Here is a 14,118-nt window from a genome sequence, read left to right as displayed (position 1 = left end):
CATTTCGCCACTTCGTGGCTTCCTAAATCTTTAGCAAACTATTCACTGCGTTTCACTGGTTCCAGATTCTGCAATTCTTCTGGTGTGAACAATCTATAATGAACTTTAAAGGTTTTGCCCAATGGTGTTTCCAGAGAGAATCCGCCTGGTCCCCATCCGTCCAGAACATCCAGAGTGAAATGGGAATATTGCCAATATTCGAAGAGGTCGCGATCTATCCAGAACTCGTGTCCATTGATGGTTCCAATCATGGCGTCATTCATTCTCGGAAAATAGCCTCCTTTCTCAAAACATTGCGGCTGTGTCCCTTCGCAACAGCCACCCGCTTGATAAAACATCAGTTCGCCGTGTTTTTTTTCTAGCTCCCAGATGACTTCCAAAGCTTTTTCGGTTACGGAAAGTCTTGAGATTTTATCTTTGGTTTCCATATTTTTCTTTTAAAATTAATGATTAATTTTCATAAATATCTTTTTGAACACAAAGGTCACAAAGTATTTGATTTACAATTATAGTTTCACAAAGGCGTAAAACTTAAACAAGAACACAAATCTTATCTAAACGAAGTGGCTTTGTGAACTTGATAAATTTAAAACTATGTGACCTTTGTGTTCAAAGCAAATATCTTTAATTTTAACAAAAACCCGACAAACAAATCTGCCGGGCTCAAAAACACAAATAACAATAAATTAATTTTGTCCGGCGATGTCCAGAACGATCCGCCCGTCGATTTGTCCTGCTTTCATCTTATCGAACACCTCATTGATATCTTCCAGCTTAGCAGAAGTTACCGTAGCTTTTACCAAACCTTCGTTGGCAAAATCAAGCGCTTCCTGAAGATCTTTTCTGGTTCCGACAATAGAACCTCTCACCGTAATTCTCTTAAGAACCGTTTCGAAAATCGGAAGTTCAAAAGAGCCTGGCGGAAGTCCATTGAGTGCAATAGTCCCTTTTCTTCTAAGAACATCGATTCCTTGTTTGAAAGCAATTGGAGAAACAGCGGTAATCAATGCACCGTGCATTCCTCCAACTTCTTTGTGAAGATATTCTCCCGGGTCGGTTTCTTTTGCATTTACGACCAGATCCGCACCTAGTTTTTTAGCCAATTCCAATTTATCATCTGCAACATCTATCGCTGCAACGTGCATTCCCATTGCTTTTGCATATTGTACAGCAACGTGTCCTAATCCACCGATTCCGGAAATGGCAACCCATTCTCCGGGTTTTGTTTCGGTTTCTTTCAGACCTTTGTAAACCGTTACACCAGCACAAAGAATCGGAGCAATTTCCAGAAAATTCACATTATCTTTCAAATGTCCCACATATCTGGAATCTGCAATCACATATTCTGCAAATCCGCCATCTACGCTATAACCTCCGTTTTGCTGAGCTTCACACAATGTTTCCCAACCCGTGATACAATAATCGCAGCATCCACAAGCCGAATACAACCAAGGAACGCCCACTGCATCGCCCTCTTTCACCATCGCTTCCGGACCGCAAGCCACTACAATTCCGACACCTTCGTGTCCCGGAATCAGAGGCATTTTTGGCTTTGCCGGCCAATCACCGTCCACAGCGTGTAAGTCTGTATGGCAGACACCGCAGGCAATTACTTTTACTAATACTTCATAACGTCCGGGTTCTCTTACCGGAACTTCCATAATTTTCAATGGCTGTCCGTAACCTTGTACAACGGCCGCTTTCATTGTTTTTGGAATCATAATTTACTTTTTAGATGGTTAATTATTGTTGTTGTTATTATTGTTATTTGATGTTCCAAATTTCTATCAATGTGTCATTTGCGTGAGGGATTGTAAGGGTCTCGCCGCAGGCGAGAGTGCGGAGCGCAGCGGAGCACCGGATACGCCTGCGGCGGAGGAGCCCTAAAAAGCCCGACCGCCGCCCCGGACAAAGCCAAGGCAAGCGGGCACGCCCTTAAAAAACACAACTATTTTTATAATTTCTCGCAGATTAAGCAAATTGCGCAGATTCTGAGACATTCATTTGCTAAATCTGTCAAATCTGCGAGAGAAATAATATTCTAATCTTATTAGAAGAATCCTAATTTGTTTTTGTTGTAGGATATCAACATATTTTTGGTTTGACGGTAGTGGTCGAGCATCATTTTGTGATTTTCCCTACCAACTCCGGACTGCTTGTAACCTCCGAAAGGTGCTCCGGCAGGGTAAGCGTGATACTGATTGACCCAAACTCTACCTGCCTGCACGTGACGAGGAATCTGATACAACTGATGCGCATCTCTAGTCCAAACGCCGGCTCCAAGACCATAAATCGTATCATTAGCAATTTCTAAAGCTTCCGCTTCATCTTTGAAAGTTGTGAACGCCAGCACCGGACCAAAAATCTCTTCCTGGAAAATTCTCATTCTGTTATTACCTTTGAAAATGGTAGGTTTGATGTAGTAACCATCTTCCAAACCTTCGATGTGGTTAGCTTCTCCTCCTGTTAGCACTTCTGCACCTTCTTCTTTCCCCAATTTCAAATAACCTTCGATTTTATCTTTTTGAATTTTAGAAGCCTGCGCTCCCATCATTACGGTTTTATCTAAAGGATTTCCTACTTTGATAGCCTCGGTTCTTTCGATTACTTTGGCAATGAATGCGTCTGCAATGTCTTCCTGAACCAATAGTCTTGAAGGACAAGTACAGATTTCACCTTGGTTTAAAGCAAAAAGAACGGCGCCTTCAATTGCTTTATCCAAGAATTCGTCGTCTGCATCCATCACGGAATTGAAGAAAATATTAGGTGACTTCCCTCCTAATTCCAAAGTCACGGGAATGATATTTTCTGTTGCATATTGCATTACAAGACGTCCAGTTGCTGTAGAACCAGTGAAAGCCGCTTTGTTGACTTTTGGATTGGTTACTAAAGCTCTTCCTAATTCTGCGCCGAAACCATTAACAATGTTGACAACCCCTGCCGGAAGCAAATCTCCAATCAGTTCCATCAAGACCATAATTGAGATTGGTGTACTTTCTGCTGGTTTCAGAACAACGCAGTTACCTGCAGCTAAAGCCGGAGCTAGTTTCCAAACGGCCATCAGGATTGGGAAATTCCAAGGGATGATTTGTGCAATGACGCCAAGTGGTTCGTGCACGATTAATGAAACGGTGTCTTTATCCAACTCGTTATGCGAACCTTCTTCTGCTCTGATTACCGATGCAAAATATCTGAAATGGTCAATCGCCAAAGGAATATCCGCAGCTAAAGTTTCTCTCACTGCTTTTCCATTATCAATGGTTTCTACAGTTGCGATGTATTCCAAGTTTTCCTCGATTCTGTCTGCGATTTTGTTTAGAATAATGCTTCGTTCTGTTGGAGAAGTGTCTTTCCAAATTTTGAAGGCTTCTGCTGCCACATTTACAGCATTTTCCAAATCTTCTTTGTTGGAGTGTGCAGCTTGCGTGAAAACTTTTCCGTTAATCGGAGAAACTACATCGAAATATTGCCCGCCAGCTGATGGTACAAATTTTCCACCGATGTAATTATCATATTTAGATTTGAATTCTGGCCAGGCTAATGTTGTCGAGTTTTGTTTTTCTACTGTTGTGCTCATAATAATATTGTTTTGTAATTAATAATCAGTTAACATTTGATTAAGACTAAGTTAATTCCATTATTAACAACAGAGTAGCACAATTGTCCAAAAAAATAGTAAAATCCTACTTTTAAGATTCTTTATCATTTCGTTAAGAAAAAATTATGTTTGGCTATAATTTTAAATTTATTATATTTGAGAAACAAGATGTTATAAAAATCTTGAGTAATGAATCCAAATCATTTCCAACTTAACAAACCTAATCTGACACAGGAACATAAACTGAACACATTGGTGGAAAATCAAACCAAGTTCAGTTTAAATAATTGTGAATTCAGTATCTATGAGACGCATAAGAGTGCATATGACGTGAAATTACACTTTGAACATCTGGCGTTCACAGGAATGTTGAGAGGAAAGAAATGGATGAAGCTCCAAGACAAGAGCAATTATTTTGAATACCTACCTGGAGAAAGTGTTTTGGTTGCGCCTGGAGAAACAATGGTGATTGATTTTCCTGATGCTGATAAAGATGCTTCGCAGTGTATTTCGTTGACATTGAATCCTGAATTTGTGCAGCAGTCATTAGACCATCTTAATTTCAATGCGACAAAGGTGGATGATTCTTCGCAATGGAATATTTCTTTGGAAGAATTTTATCTGCTTAACAGCAAAGCTCTGGCTTCTGCAACTAACAATATTATGAGAATTGCAATGGACGATAATTCTTATAAAGATGTAATTGCAGATTTTGCTTTGAAAGAACTTTTGATAAGACTGATGCAAACTCAGGCGAGAAATCTGGTTGAGAAAAACACTTTGAAAAACAAATCAAGAATTGGTTTTGTTGCGGATTATATTAAGAAAAATCTTCATCAAAAATTATCCATTGATGCGATTGCAAAAATGGCTTATGTCAGCAAATCGAATTTCTTCAAAATGTTTAAAGAAGAATTGGGACTTTCTCCTAATGAATTTATTATTCAGGAGCGGATTAAAAAAGCGAAAGAATTATTGATTCGTAATAATTCTGTGAGTGAAGCGGCTTTCAGTACTGGTTTTTCGGATACGAATTATTTCATCCGGGTTTTCAAGCAAATGGAGGGCGTAACACCAAAAATCTTTCAGTCTAAAAAATTATTTTGAATTAAGTTAGTAGTTAGTTATAGATTTTCAAAAGAAGACGAGCAAATACATCATTTGCTCGTCTTCGCTTTTTCATAAATACTTTAAGAATCTTATTTTTGATAAGAATAATATCTAGCGCCCTTCAGAACAGGACTTTCTTTTTCAACTCTTGTCAATCCGAATCCTTTATAATCCGGATTCACAGAAGAATCTAGTTGTTTGCGATGCAATTTCTCGTAAGTATCAAAATCAATTGCTAATCTGTTTTTCAAGCTTTCGAAAACGTTCCATTTTTCTACAACACATTTCCATTCAGGAGAAATTTTCCCTACAAACACTTTTGATTTGGAACCACTTCCGTAAGCTAAGAATCCAATTTCTTTCTCAGTTAAATCTTCATTTTCGTTAAACGAAGTTTGTAGTGCAGACAGCAATGCCATAAAAATAGAAGCCGTGTACATATTTCCGATTTCGGAAGAAGCTCTTTGAGATTTCTCAATTTTTTCATTGATGAAATTGATATAATCTTCGGATTTCGCAATTGCTTTTTGTTTCTCGGCATCAGAAAAATCAAGATGATTTTCTAAACTATAAATCTCGGTGAAGACTCTTTTCCCGTGAAACGCATAAGGCAAATGGAAAATCAAATATCGCCAATCCTCATAAGGCCGAACGGTGAAAGTCTGTTCTTTATAATGCTGATAAGCTTCACGGATTCTGTCCTGATAACATTGATTGGAATATTGACCGTCAAAAACCGGTTCGTCTGTAAAAACTTCGATTTTGTCCGGATAATTTTCTGGTGCAGAATTAAATTCTGATTTAGAATGATGACGTCTCGGCTTGAAAAAATCGAAAACGCTCTCTGTTGCAACGCCCCAATTATTATCAATCTCAATCAATCTTGGATTGGCAGAAACCAAAAGTGCCACGGCTCCTCCACCCTGCGTATATTCTCCAGAAGAAGCCAACTCATATTTAGCATAATCACTGGCGATGACGATAGCTTTTTTCAAAGGATTAGCTCTTACAAAATCCAGCGAATTATGAAGTGCATCAACTGCTCCAACGCAAGCGAAAGTCATATCCACAACATCACAGTTTTTGAAACTTCTTTCCCCAAATTCAGCACTCAGCAATTCTTCCACCATTTGAACGGCGTAAGTTGCAGTTGGTTTTGCAGCGTCCAAAGCGCTTTCAGTTCCGAGATAAACTCTTGATATTTCTTTCGGATTGATATTATAGTCTTGAATCAATTTTAGTAAAGCTTCCGCCGCAAAAGTCGCTGCATCCTCGTGAACATCGGCTAAAGCCATTTTATGTAAGCCCAAACCTTTTTCCAATTTTGCTGGTTCTATTCCTCTTTTCTCTGCAAGTTCTTTGATTTCTAAATATAAAGAAGGCACATAAAAACTGGCCGCATCCACACCAAATTTCGTCATCTTAAAAATTTTAAGACACGAATTTAGAGATTTTTTGGCGGAATTAAGTTGTATTTATGGCATAAAATTTAGAATTATTTTAAGTAATTTCTCATCAATAAAAAACCTCGCTGTTAAAAAAACAAACGAGGCTCTCTTCATATCAAAATCAAAATTTCTAATTAAATGCAGCTTTCATCATGCTGTGATAAATCCAGACCGATATTTTCTGAATCTTCCGCAACCCTCAAAGGAATTATCATATCCGTTAATTTATATAAAATCAGAGATCCTAAAAATGTAAATGCGGAAACCAAAACCAGCGCCATCATATGATGTGCAAACACTTCAAATCCGCCATGAAGAAGACTTGCGTTTTCGCCTTGAGCTAGAATTGCTGTGAGAATCATTCCCATAATTCCGCCAACGCCGTGACAGGCGAAAACATCCAAAGTGTCATCTACTTTTTTCAGTTTTTTCCAATTGCACATCATATTGGAGACAATCGCTGAAATGAAACCTATGAAAATGGCGTGAGGAATCGTCACAAAACCAGCAGCAGGCGTAATGGCGACCAAACCAACAACCGCGCCGATGCAAGCACCCAGAGCAGACACTTTTCTTCCGTTCATCCTGTCAAAGAAGATCCAGGTCAGCATTGCTGTTGCAGAAGCAACCGTTGTTGTTCCAAATGCCATTGCCGCTGTTGCATTAGCTGATAAAGCTGAACCAGCATTGAAACCAAACCAACCAAACCAAAGCATTCCAGTTCCAAGAATAACAAACGGAATATTGGACGGTTCGTGATGTGGATTTTTACGTTTTCCAATCATCATAGCTCCGGCCAAAGCAGCGAATCCTGCACTCATGTGAACGACAGTTCCTCCCGCAAAATCTTTCACTCCGAAATATTTATTTAACAAGCCGTCCGGATGCCAAACCATGTGACAAAGCGGTGTATAGATAATCAAACTGAATAAAACCATAAACAGCAGATAAGAAATGAATCTCACTCTTTCTGCAAATGAACCGGTTATCAAAGCCGGAGTAATCACCGCAAATTTCATTTGAAATAATGCGAACAAAATAAAAGGAATGGTTGAAGCCATCTGACTGTGGGGCAAAACACCAACATTGTTAAAAAACAGATATGAACCGGGATTCCCTATCAATCCATAATGCTCGCCATTAATCTTAATCCCAATTGAATCGCCAAACGACAAACTGAATCCAATAACAACCCAAAGAATACTAATCACACCGAGGGCAATAAAACTTTGCAACATCGTAGAAATGACATTCTTTTTCCCAACCATTCCGCCATAAAAGAAAGAAAGACCTGGTGTCATTAGCAAAACTAATCCGGAAGAAGCAAGGATCCAGGCTACATCAGAACCTACAATATTATCCTCTTTTAGAAAAGTCCCGGGTTTTGGCAAAGAAGTTTGTTCCGGCCAGAATAATGCCGCAATTGAAATGAGACTAATTATCACAAATGAAATCACCCAACGTTTTTCAATTTTCATACATTTTGAATTTAACCCTGCAAATATATGGGGTTAATTTCAAATAATCATAAAAATTCAAAATCAAACCCTTAATTTTTCATTAATAAAAACAAATACACTCACAGTTACTAATATCTTGAAAAATTAAAACAACAAGGCATCAGTTTTGATATATTATCAATAAAAATAAATTATGAGACCAGATATTCCAAAACCTGACAGTGAGACCAACAAAGGTCCCATGATGGCAATTATCATTATTGTCGTTTTATTCCTTTTAGGATATTTTGCGTATATGATGTTTATTCCGCAACAAGTGGAACAGATGAACCAAACTGATAAAGTACAGCCAGTGGAACCAAAAGTAAAAGACTCCATATAGGAGTCTTTTTTTATTTTGTATATGAAGTAAATTCTTAGTGAATATGTTTCTCTGCGTGATAAGAGCTTCTTACCAAAGGTGAGCTTTCCACGTGACGGAATCCTAAATTTTTTGCAAAATCTCCATATTCATCAAATTCTTCCGGAGAGATAAATCTCTGAACAGGAAGATGTTTTTTACTCGGCTGAAGATATTGACCTAATGTAATCACATCTACATTAGCATTTCTGATATCTTCGATCGTTTGGAACACTTCATCTTTTGTTTCACCTAAACCAAGCATCACACCGGTTTTTGTACGGTTTTGTCCTGCTTCTTTCAGATATCTTAAAACCTCCAAGCTACGTTCATATTTTGCCTGGATTCTCACCTCTCTTGTCAGACGTTTTACTGTTTCCATATTGTGGGAAATCACTTCCGGAGCAACTTCTACCAATCTATCGATATGTTTTGTCACACCCTGAAAATCCGGAATCAGTGTTTCCATAGTTGTTCCGGGAGAAATACGGCGAACAGCATTCACTGTTTCTGCCCAAAGAATCGAACCCATATCTTTCAAATCATCTCTGTCAACCGAAGTCAAAACCGCATGTTTGATTTTCATTAATTTGATAGAACGTGCTACTTTTTCCGGTTCGTCCCAATTGACATCCATTGGTTTCCCGGTTTTCACGCCACAGAAACCACAACTTCTGGTACAGATATTTCCCAGAATCATAAATGTTGCCGTTCCTTCGCCCCAACATTCGCCCATATTCGGACAGCTTCCACTTTGGCAAATCGTGTTAAGTTTATATTTATCAACCAAATTTCTTAGCTCGCGATAATTCTTACCTGTTGGCAATTTTACACGAATCCATTTGGGTTTTTGAGTCACTGTTTCTTCCATTTTGATTTTTTGAAATTAAAAATCTGTTTCGTCTTCTTTTAATAATTCGGCCAAGATTTTCTTAGCTCTCATTATCCTTACTTTTGTGTTGGCTACGGAAAGATTGAGTTCTTCCGCTATTTCTTTGATGCTCTTTTCTTCAAAAAATCTCAGACGAATAATATCCTGATTTTTAGCATCCATTGTTTCTATGATTTTGATGATTTTCTGTTGGTCTTCTTCAGAAATCATCAGTTCTTCCGGCGATCTTGCAAATTCGTTCTTTACATTCTCCAATCCGTCACTTGCATCTTCATTCTCTCTGTTTTTTCTTCTCCAGAAATCAATGATTGTATTTTGAGCAATTGTCAGAATCCAGGTTTTGAATTGAAAATTAGGGTCAAATAAATCCAGCTTGTTAAGAACTTTTGAAAAGACCGAAACCGTAATCTCATCAGCATCATTTTCATCCTTTACCCTATTCATTACAAAAGAAAAAACATCAACCCAAAACATATTGATGAGTTGTGTCTGAGCCTTTTGATCTTTATCCCTGGCTTTTATAATGAGAGCGAGTAACTGTTCTTCCTTCATTTTCAATGAACAAAGATAGCTATATATTATTAAAAATTATTAATATCGAGAGATTGAGAAATTCTATTATTTTGATTCCAACTCTTTTGAGATTTAGAGCGAATTTAAATAACAAATATCAAGATTGTAATCCTTATAAATTGAGTATTTTTACTGGCTTGATTTTGGATTAGAAAAATCAAAATAAATATTTAAAAATCAGACAAATAAATAATGAAATTTTATAAATATCAAGGAACAGGAAATGATTTTGTGATGATAGACAACCGTTTAGGAGAATGGGATGATCTTTCTATCGAAAACATACAAAAACTTTGCGACCGCAGATTTGGCATTGGTGCAGATGGATTAATTAAAATCAATTCCGCAGAAAGTGTTGATTTTGAAGTAGATTATTATAATTCTGACGGATCCAAAAGTTTTTGTGGAAACGGTGCACGCTGCTCTGTTGCCTTTGCTCATTTTCTGGATATGATCGAGGATAAAACGACTTTCATTGCTATTGACGGAATCCACGAAGCGGAAATAAAAAACGGCACTGTAAAATTGAAAATGGGCGATGTCAACAACATTCATACGGATGGAAATGATTTTGTTCTGAATACAGGATCGCCACATTATGTTAAGTACGTAGAAGTGTTAAATAATTATAATGTTTACAAAAACGGTAACGAAATCCGAAATTCTGAAACTTATAAGCAGGAAGGAATCAATGTTAACTTCGTAGAAAAATTGTCTGACAAAGAACTTTTTGTGAGAACCTATGAACGTGGTGTCGAGGATGAAACCTACAGTTGTGGAACCGGAGTTACGGCTGCAGCTTTAACTTTTATGAAAAATAATAATCAAACGTTTGTTGGAATTAAAGTAATGGGCGGCAACTTGAAAGTTTATGCCGAAAAAAATGGAGACGGATTCAAAAACATTTGGCTAGAAGGCCCTGCGGTTCAGGTTTTTAAAGGAAATATTAATTTGTAAAAGCCTGAGATTTCAAAACTATGAAAAAAATAATTCTTATCATATCTGTTGTATTTGTGGCAATCCTGGTTTTTTTTGGATTGAGATTTTACAATAAATATCTTGGAAATAATGTAGAAAAAGAAGGATTTGTTTTGATTCCGCATCATTCTTCTTATAAGCAAGTTCTGGATTCAATCTCTCCATTTATCAAGAATCAGGACAATTTTGCAAGTATTGCTGACGATAAAAACCTTAAAGACAATTACAAACCCGGCCGATACGAACTGAAATCCGGAATGAACAACCGCGAAATCACAAATATGATCATCGCCGGCAATCAGACTCCAAATTCTTTCAGAATCAAGGACTTTGACGATGTTTACCAAATGGTGGGAAGAGTTACTAAAAAAACAGAAATCGATTCTGCAACGTTTGTCAAAAAACTAGATGAAATTGCTGTTAACAAAGGCTATAAGAATGCTGAAGACCTTAAAAAATATTTCTTTAACAACACCTACGATTTTTTCTGGACGGTAACGCCAAAAGAATTCTTTGACAAATTCGAATCAGATTACAAAGATTTCTGGACCGCCGAGAGAATCGAAAAAGAAAAACAATCTGGATTGACAAGAGATCAAATCTATGCTCTCGCATCGCTGGTCTATAAAGAAACAGGGGGCAAACCTGATGAGCAGAGAACAGTTGCCGGGCTTTATATCAACCGCTATAAAAAAGGAATGAAGCTCCAAAGTGACCCGACTGTGATCTACGCTGTGAACAAAGCTAACAACTTCACCCAGAAAATCAAACGGGTCTATTATAAATACCTGAAAGAGCCTTCTCCTTATAATACCTATGCAAACAAAGGCATTCCGCCGGGACCAATCTGCATCGTAGATAAAAACTCCCTGAACGCTGTTTTAGATGCAGAAAAGAACAACTACATCTTTATGTGCGCAGACCCGGCAAGACCCGGTTATCATAAATTCACGGATAATGATGCGGAACACGCCAGAAATGCGAAAGCTTACCAAGACTGGCTGGACAGCAGACAAATAAAATAAAGAGCAAAAAGCGAAAATAAACAATAATGGAACGAACGGAAATTGTAAATGTAATTCAGAAAAAAATCTTCGGACTGGCACTGACAGTCGGTGCTGCAAGCTTTATTATGGCACAGCAGAAGATTACTATTTCTGGAAATGTAAAAGACGCAAATGGTGGTGTTGGATATGCATCCATAACTTTTAAAAATCAACAAAATTCTCAATTGAGTGATGCTGCATTGGCAGATGCTGACGGAAACTATAAATTAGATTTGGCTCCAGGAAGCTATGACGTAAGCATTGAAGCGGTTGATTACAAAAAATTCACCCAAACCATCAGAGTAGAGAAAGCTGGCGCCATTGCACCTTTCGTTATTGTTTCTGACGGAAAAGCCAACCTTAATAATACAACCGATATCCAGGGTGTGGTAATTACTGCCCAATCTACTAAGCCTTATAAGGTGGAATTGGATAAAAAGACTTATGACCCTTCTCAGGATTTGGTAAGTAAAGGAGGAAGTTTACAAGATGTTTTGTCTAATGTACCTTCTGTAGAAGTTGATACGGATGGAACAGTCTCTATGAGAGGAAGTTCTAACGTCAAATTTTTGATCAATGGAAAACCGTCTGCCTTACTTGGTATTTCTGATGGAAGTAATGCTTTACAAACTATACCTGCGGATCAAATTGAACGAATTGAGGTTATTACCAATCCATCCTCGAAATTTGAAGCGAGTGGAACTGCCGGCATTCTTAATATTATCCTCAAGAAAAGTAAAAAAGTTGGGTTTAACGGTAGCGTCATTGGAACGCTTGGCTATCAACCAAGAACTAATTTAAATGCAAATCTAAGTTGGAGAAAAAACAAATGGACATGGTTTCTTAATGGTGGTGGTGGTTACACAGAATCAACTAGAACTAATAGAAACAGCAACTTAAATTATGATAGAAATCAACTTTATCAATTATTAAAATCTGATCAAGAAACCAAAAATAAGAATTATGGTAAAAACTATAATGCTACAGCAGGTTTCGTATTTGATATTAATGATAGAAACTCTATTAATCTTTCTGGAACAATAAGGACTTTTGAGGAAGAATCTGATGGAAGGATTAATTATAATTATTTATATAATAACCCGCCATTTCCAAATCCATACACTTTTAGAAAAAGTGATGGATTGATGAATAATCTTGCTCTTCAAACGGATATGGGTTGGGATCACAAATTTGATGACAATGGACAAAACTTATCTGTTTCATTAAGTCTTCAAAGAAATAAAAGTGACAACTATACGGATATTTCTCAAGAATCAAATTTTGTAATTACAAGAGATGCTTCTGGAAACATTGCTAATATCCTACCTCAAATGAGTTATGAGTTTAGCAATAATTCACAATACTCTCTTACAAAAACTTTGATCGGGAAAATAGATTACGAGCTCCCTATTGGTGAAAACTCTAAATTAGAAGCTGGTTATAGAATTGACAGGAATGATAACTTCTATGATAATACAGCTAATGAAGCATTAGGATTAGAGATTCCATTTGCTCCACTCGGAAAATTCACTAATGTTACCAATTATGATGAATTGTTTAATGCCTTTTATCTTCAGTTTCGAAGCAAGATTGGTAAATTTGGATATCAATTAGGACTTCGTGACGAGATATCTAACGTTAAGGTAAATTATAGAAATTTAGAGGGCAGCAACCCTATTAATGAAAATAAAAACTACAATAATCTTTTCCCAAGCGTATTTTTAAGTTATGATCTGGGCAAGGACAATCAGTTTTTAGTTAATTACTCAAGAAGAATAGACAGACCTCGTTCTTGGTTTTTGATTCCATATTTCTCCATAACTGACAATCAGAATTTATTTTTAGGAAATGTTAATCTTAATCCGTCATATGTTGATTCATATGAAATTGGCTATAGTATTTCTAAAAAGAAATTTACTCTAAACCCTACTTTATTCTACAAAAGAACAACTGACGATGATAAAATAGTAGCTTATCAGGATGATGAAAGAACCAATATTTATTATACAACTCCTGTAAATTTAGGAACTAATGAACAATATGGTTTAGATTTTAATGGTACAGCAGATGTTTTCCCTTGGTTGAAATTAATGGGAAATGTAAGTTTATTTGGTTATAATACAAAAGGGACCTATACATACAAAACAATTGATACAGAAGGGAATAAAGACGTCACTAGAACCCAACCTTATGATGGCAATGGTTTCTCAACTAGGGCAAGATTAAATGCAACTTTCAAAGTTGATAAAACATTTAGTTTCCAATTACAAGGCTTTTACAGAGGCCCACAAAAAACGACAAGTGAAGACAGAAAAGCAATGTATGCTATGAACCTTGGAGCTTCTAAAACTATTTGGAATGGAGATGGAATTATTTCTTTCAACTTACAAGATGTATTCAATACACGTTCAATGAGAAGAACAATTTATTTAGCAACGGGAATTAGAGAATCGTATATGCAATGGCAGCCAAGACAGTTTGCAATTTCATTGACATATAAATTCAAACAGGGAGAAAAAGTAGAGCAACCTAAACGTAAAAAAGATATCAATGCTAATGATAACGGCGGTGATGAACAAGGCCCAATGTAATATCGGATCATATACTAAATCT

General features: G+C 36.9%; 12 protein-coding genes. 5 read left to right on the top strand and 7 right to left on the bottom strand.

The window, feature by feature from the left end; translation table 11 throughout:
• Nucleotides 1-38: 38 nt before the first annotated feature.
• The 3 genes from AC5P2S_RS03565 to AC5P2S_RS03555 form a co-directional block, all read right to left on the bottom strand.
• A complete protein-coding gene (locus AC5P2S_RS03565) occupies nt 39-428 on the bottom strand; it encodes a DUF779 domain-containing protein (protein WP_494556248.1) in 390 nt (129 codons plus the stop codon).
• Nucleotides 429-686: 258 nt separating this feature from the next.
• Nucleotides 687-1,721: an alcohol dehydrogenase AdhP gene (gene adhP, locus AC5P2S_RS03560; RefSeq protein WP_494556247.1), complete on the bottom strand. Its 1,035-nt coding sequence runs from the start codon at nt 1,719-1,721 to the stop codon at nt 687-689.
• Between the two features lie 329 nt (nt 1,722-2,050).
• Nucleotides 2,051-3,577: an aldehyde dehydrogenase family protein gene (locus AC5P2S_RS03555; protein ID WP_494556246.1), complete on the bottom strand. Its 1,527-nt coding sequence runs from the start codon at nt 3,575-3,577 to the stop codon at nt 2,051-2,053.
• 210 nt (nt 3,578-3,787) lie between these two features.
• Between AC5P2S_RS03555 and AC5P2S_RS03550 the strand changes: the two genes are divergently transcribed.
• Nucleotides 3,788-4,705 (top strand): helix-turn-helix domain-containing protein, encoded by a 918-nt coding sequence (locus AC5P2S_RS03550; protein ID WP_494556245.1) that lies wholly within the window; start codon nt 3,788-3,790, stop codon nt 4,703-4,705.
• A gap of 92 nt (nt 4,706-4,797) precedes the next feature.
• On the opposite strand, the gene AC5P2S_RS03545 is transcribed toward AC5P2S_RS03550, so the two are convergent.
• Nucleotides 4,798-6,129, bottom strand: a complete 1,332-nt coding sequence (locus tag AC5P2S_RS03545; RefSeq protein ID WP_494556244.1) for a hydroxymethylglutaryl-CoA synthase family protein — start codon at nt 6,127-6,129, stop codon at nt 4,798-4,800.
• A 161-nt stretch (nt 6,130-6,290) separates the two neighbouring features.
• On the bottom strand, nt 6,291-7,634 hold the full coding sequence (locus tag AC5P2S_RS03540) for an ammonium transporter (RefSeq protein WP_494556243.1): 1,344 nt from the start codon (nt 7,632-7,634) through the stop codon (nt 6,291-6,293).
• Nucleotides 7,635-7,809: 175 nt separating this feature from the next.
• Between AC5P2S_RS03540 and AC5P2S_RS03535 the strand changes: the two genes are divergently transcribed.
• Complete coding sequence (locus tag AC5P2S_RS03535) at nt 7,810-7,998, top strand: hypothetical protein (protein ID WP_120213357.1); 189 nt, start codon at nt 7,810-7,812, stop codon at nt 7,996-7,998.
• 34 nt (nt 7,999-8,032) lie between these two features.
• On the opposite strand, the gene lipA is transcribed toward AC5P2S_RS03535, so the two are convergent.
• Nucleotides 8,033-8,887, bottom strand: coding sequence for a lipoyl synthase (lipA, locus tag AC5P2S_RS03530; RefSeq protein WP_494556242.1), 855 nt, complete (start codon nt 8,885-8,887; stop codon nt 8,033-8,035).
• Between the two features lie 15 nt (nt 8,888-8,902).
• Nucleotides 8,903-9,460, bottom strand: coding sequence for an RNA polymerase sigma factor (locus tag AC5P2S_RS03525; RefSeq protein ID WP_283416386.1), 558 nt, complete (start codon nt 9,458-9,460; stop codon nt 8,903-8,905).
• A 213-nt stretch (nt 9,461-9,673) separates the two neighbouring features.
• Here AC5P2S_RS03525 and dapF point away from each other — a divergent pair, with 213 nt between their 5' ends.
• Genes dapF through AC5P2S_RS03510 form a run of 3 tightly spaced genes read left to right on the top strand, consistent with a single transcriptional unit; the run spans nt 9,674 to nt 14,096 of the window.
• Complete coding sequence (gene dapF / locus AC5P2S_RS03520) at nt 9,674-10,438, top strand: diaminopimelate epimerase (RefSeq protein WP_494556241.1); 765 nt, start codon at nt 9,674-9,676, stop codon at nt 10,436-10,438.
• A gap of 20 nt (nt 10,439-10,458) precedes the next feature.
• Nucleotides 10,459-11,484, top strand: a complete 1,026-nt coding sequence (mltG, locus tag AC5P2S_RS03515; RefSeq protein ID WP_494556240.1) for an endolytic transglycosylase MltG — start codon at nt 10,459-10,461, stop codon at nt 11,482-11,484.
• A 26-nt stretch (nt 11,485-11,510) separates the two neighbouring features.
• Nucleotides 11,511-14,096, top strand: a complete 2,586-nt coding sequence (locus tag AC5P2S_RS03510) for a TonB-dependent receptor domain-containing protein (RefSeq protein WP_494556239.1) — start codon at nt 11,511-11,513, stop codon at nt 14,094-14,096.
• The last annotated feature ends 22 nt before the right edge of the window (nt 14,097-14,118 follow it).

Source organism: Epilithonimonas sp. 33E, assembly GCF_059372615.1.
The sequence above is the reverse complement of the archived record's forward strand: the minus strand, read 5'-3'. Positions and strand labels throughout refer to the sequence as shown.

Coding starts and splice junctions, on each gene's coding strand:
- AC5P2S_RS03535 (WP_120213357.1), top strand. CDS start 7,810: ATGAGACCAGATATTCCAAAACCTGACAGTGAGACCAACAAAGGTCCC.
- lipA (WP_494556242.1), bottom strand. CDS start 8,887: ATGGAAGAAACAGTGACTCAAAAACCCAAATGGATTCGTGTAAAATTG.
- AC5P2S_RS03550 (WP_494556245.1), top strand. CDS start 3,788: ATGAATCCAAATCATTTCCAACTTAACAAACCTAATCTGACACAGGAA.
- AC5P2S_RS03510 (WP_494556239.1), top strand. CDS start 11,511: ATGGAACGAACGGAAATTGTAAATGTAATTCAGAAAAAAATCTTCGGA.
- AC5P2S_RS03555 (WP_494556246.1), bottom strand. CDS start 3,577: ATGAGCACAACAGTAGAAAAACAAAACTCGACAACATTAGCCTGGCCA.
- AC5P2S_RS03540 (WP_494556243.1), bottom strand. CDS start 7,634: ATGAAAATTGAAAAACGTTGGGTGATTTCATTTGTGATAATTAGTCTC.
- AC5P2S_RS03565 (WP_494556248.1), bottom strand. CDS start 428: ATGGAAACCAAAGATAAAATCTCAAGACTTTCCGTAACCGAAAAAGCT.
- AC5P2S_RS03545 (WP_494556244.1), bottom strand. CDS start 6,129: ATGACGAAATTTGGTGTGGATGCGGCCAGTTTTTATGTGCCTTCTTTA.
- adhP (WP_494556247.1), bottom strand. CDS start 1,721: ATGATTCCAAAAACAATGAAAGCGGCCGTTGTACAAGGTTACGGACAG.
- mltG (WP_494556240.1), top strand. CDS start 10,459: ATGAAAAAAATAATTCTTATCATATCTGTTGTATTTGTGGCAATCCTG.
- AC5P2S_RS03525 (WP_283416386.1), bottom strand. CDS start 9,460: ATGAAGGAAGAACAGTTACTCGCTCTCATTATAAAAGCCAGGGATAAA.
- dapF (WP_494556241.1), top strand. CDS start 9,674: ATGAAATTTTATAAATATCAAGGAACAGGAAATGATTTTGTGATGATA.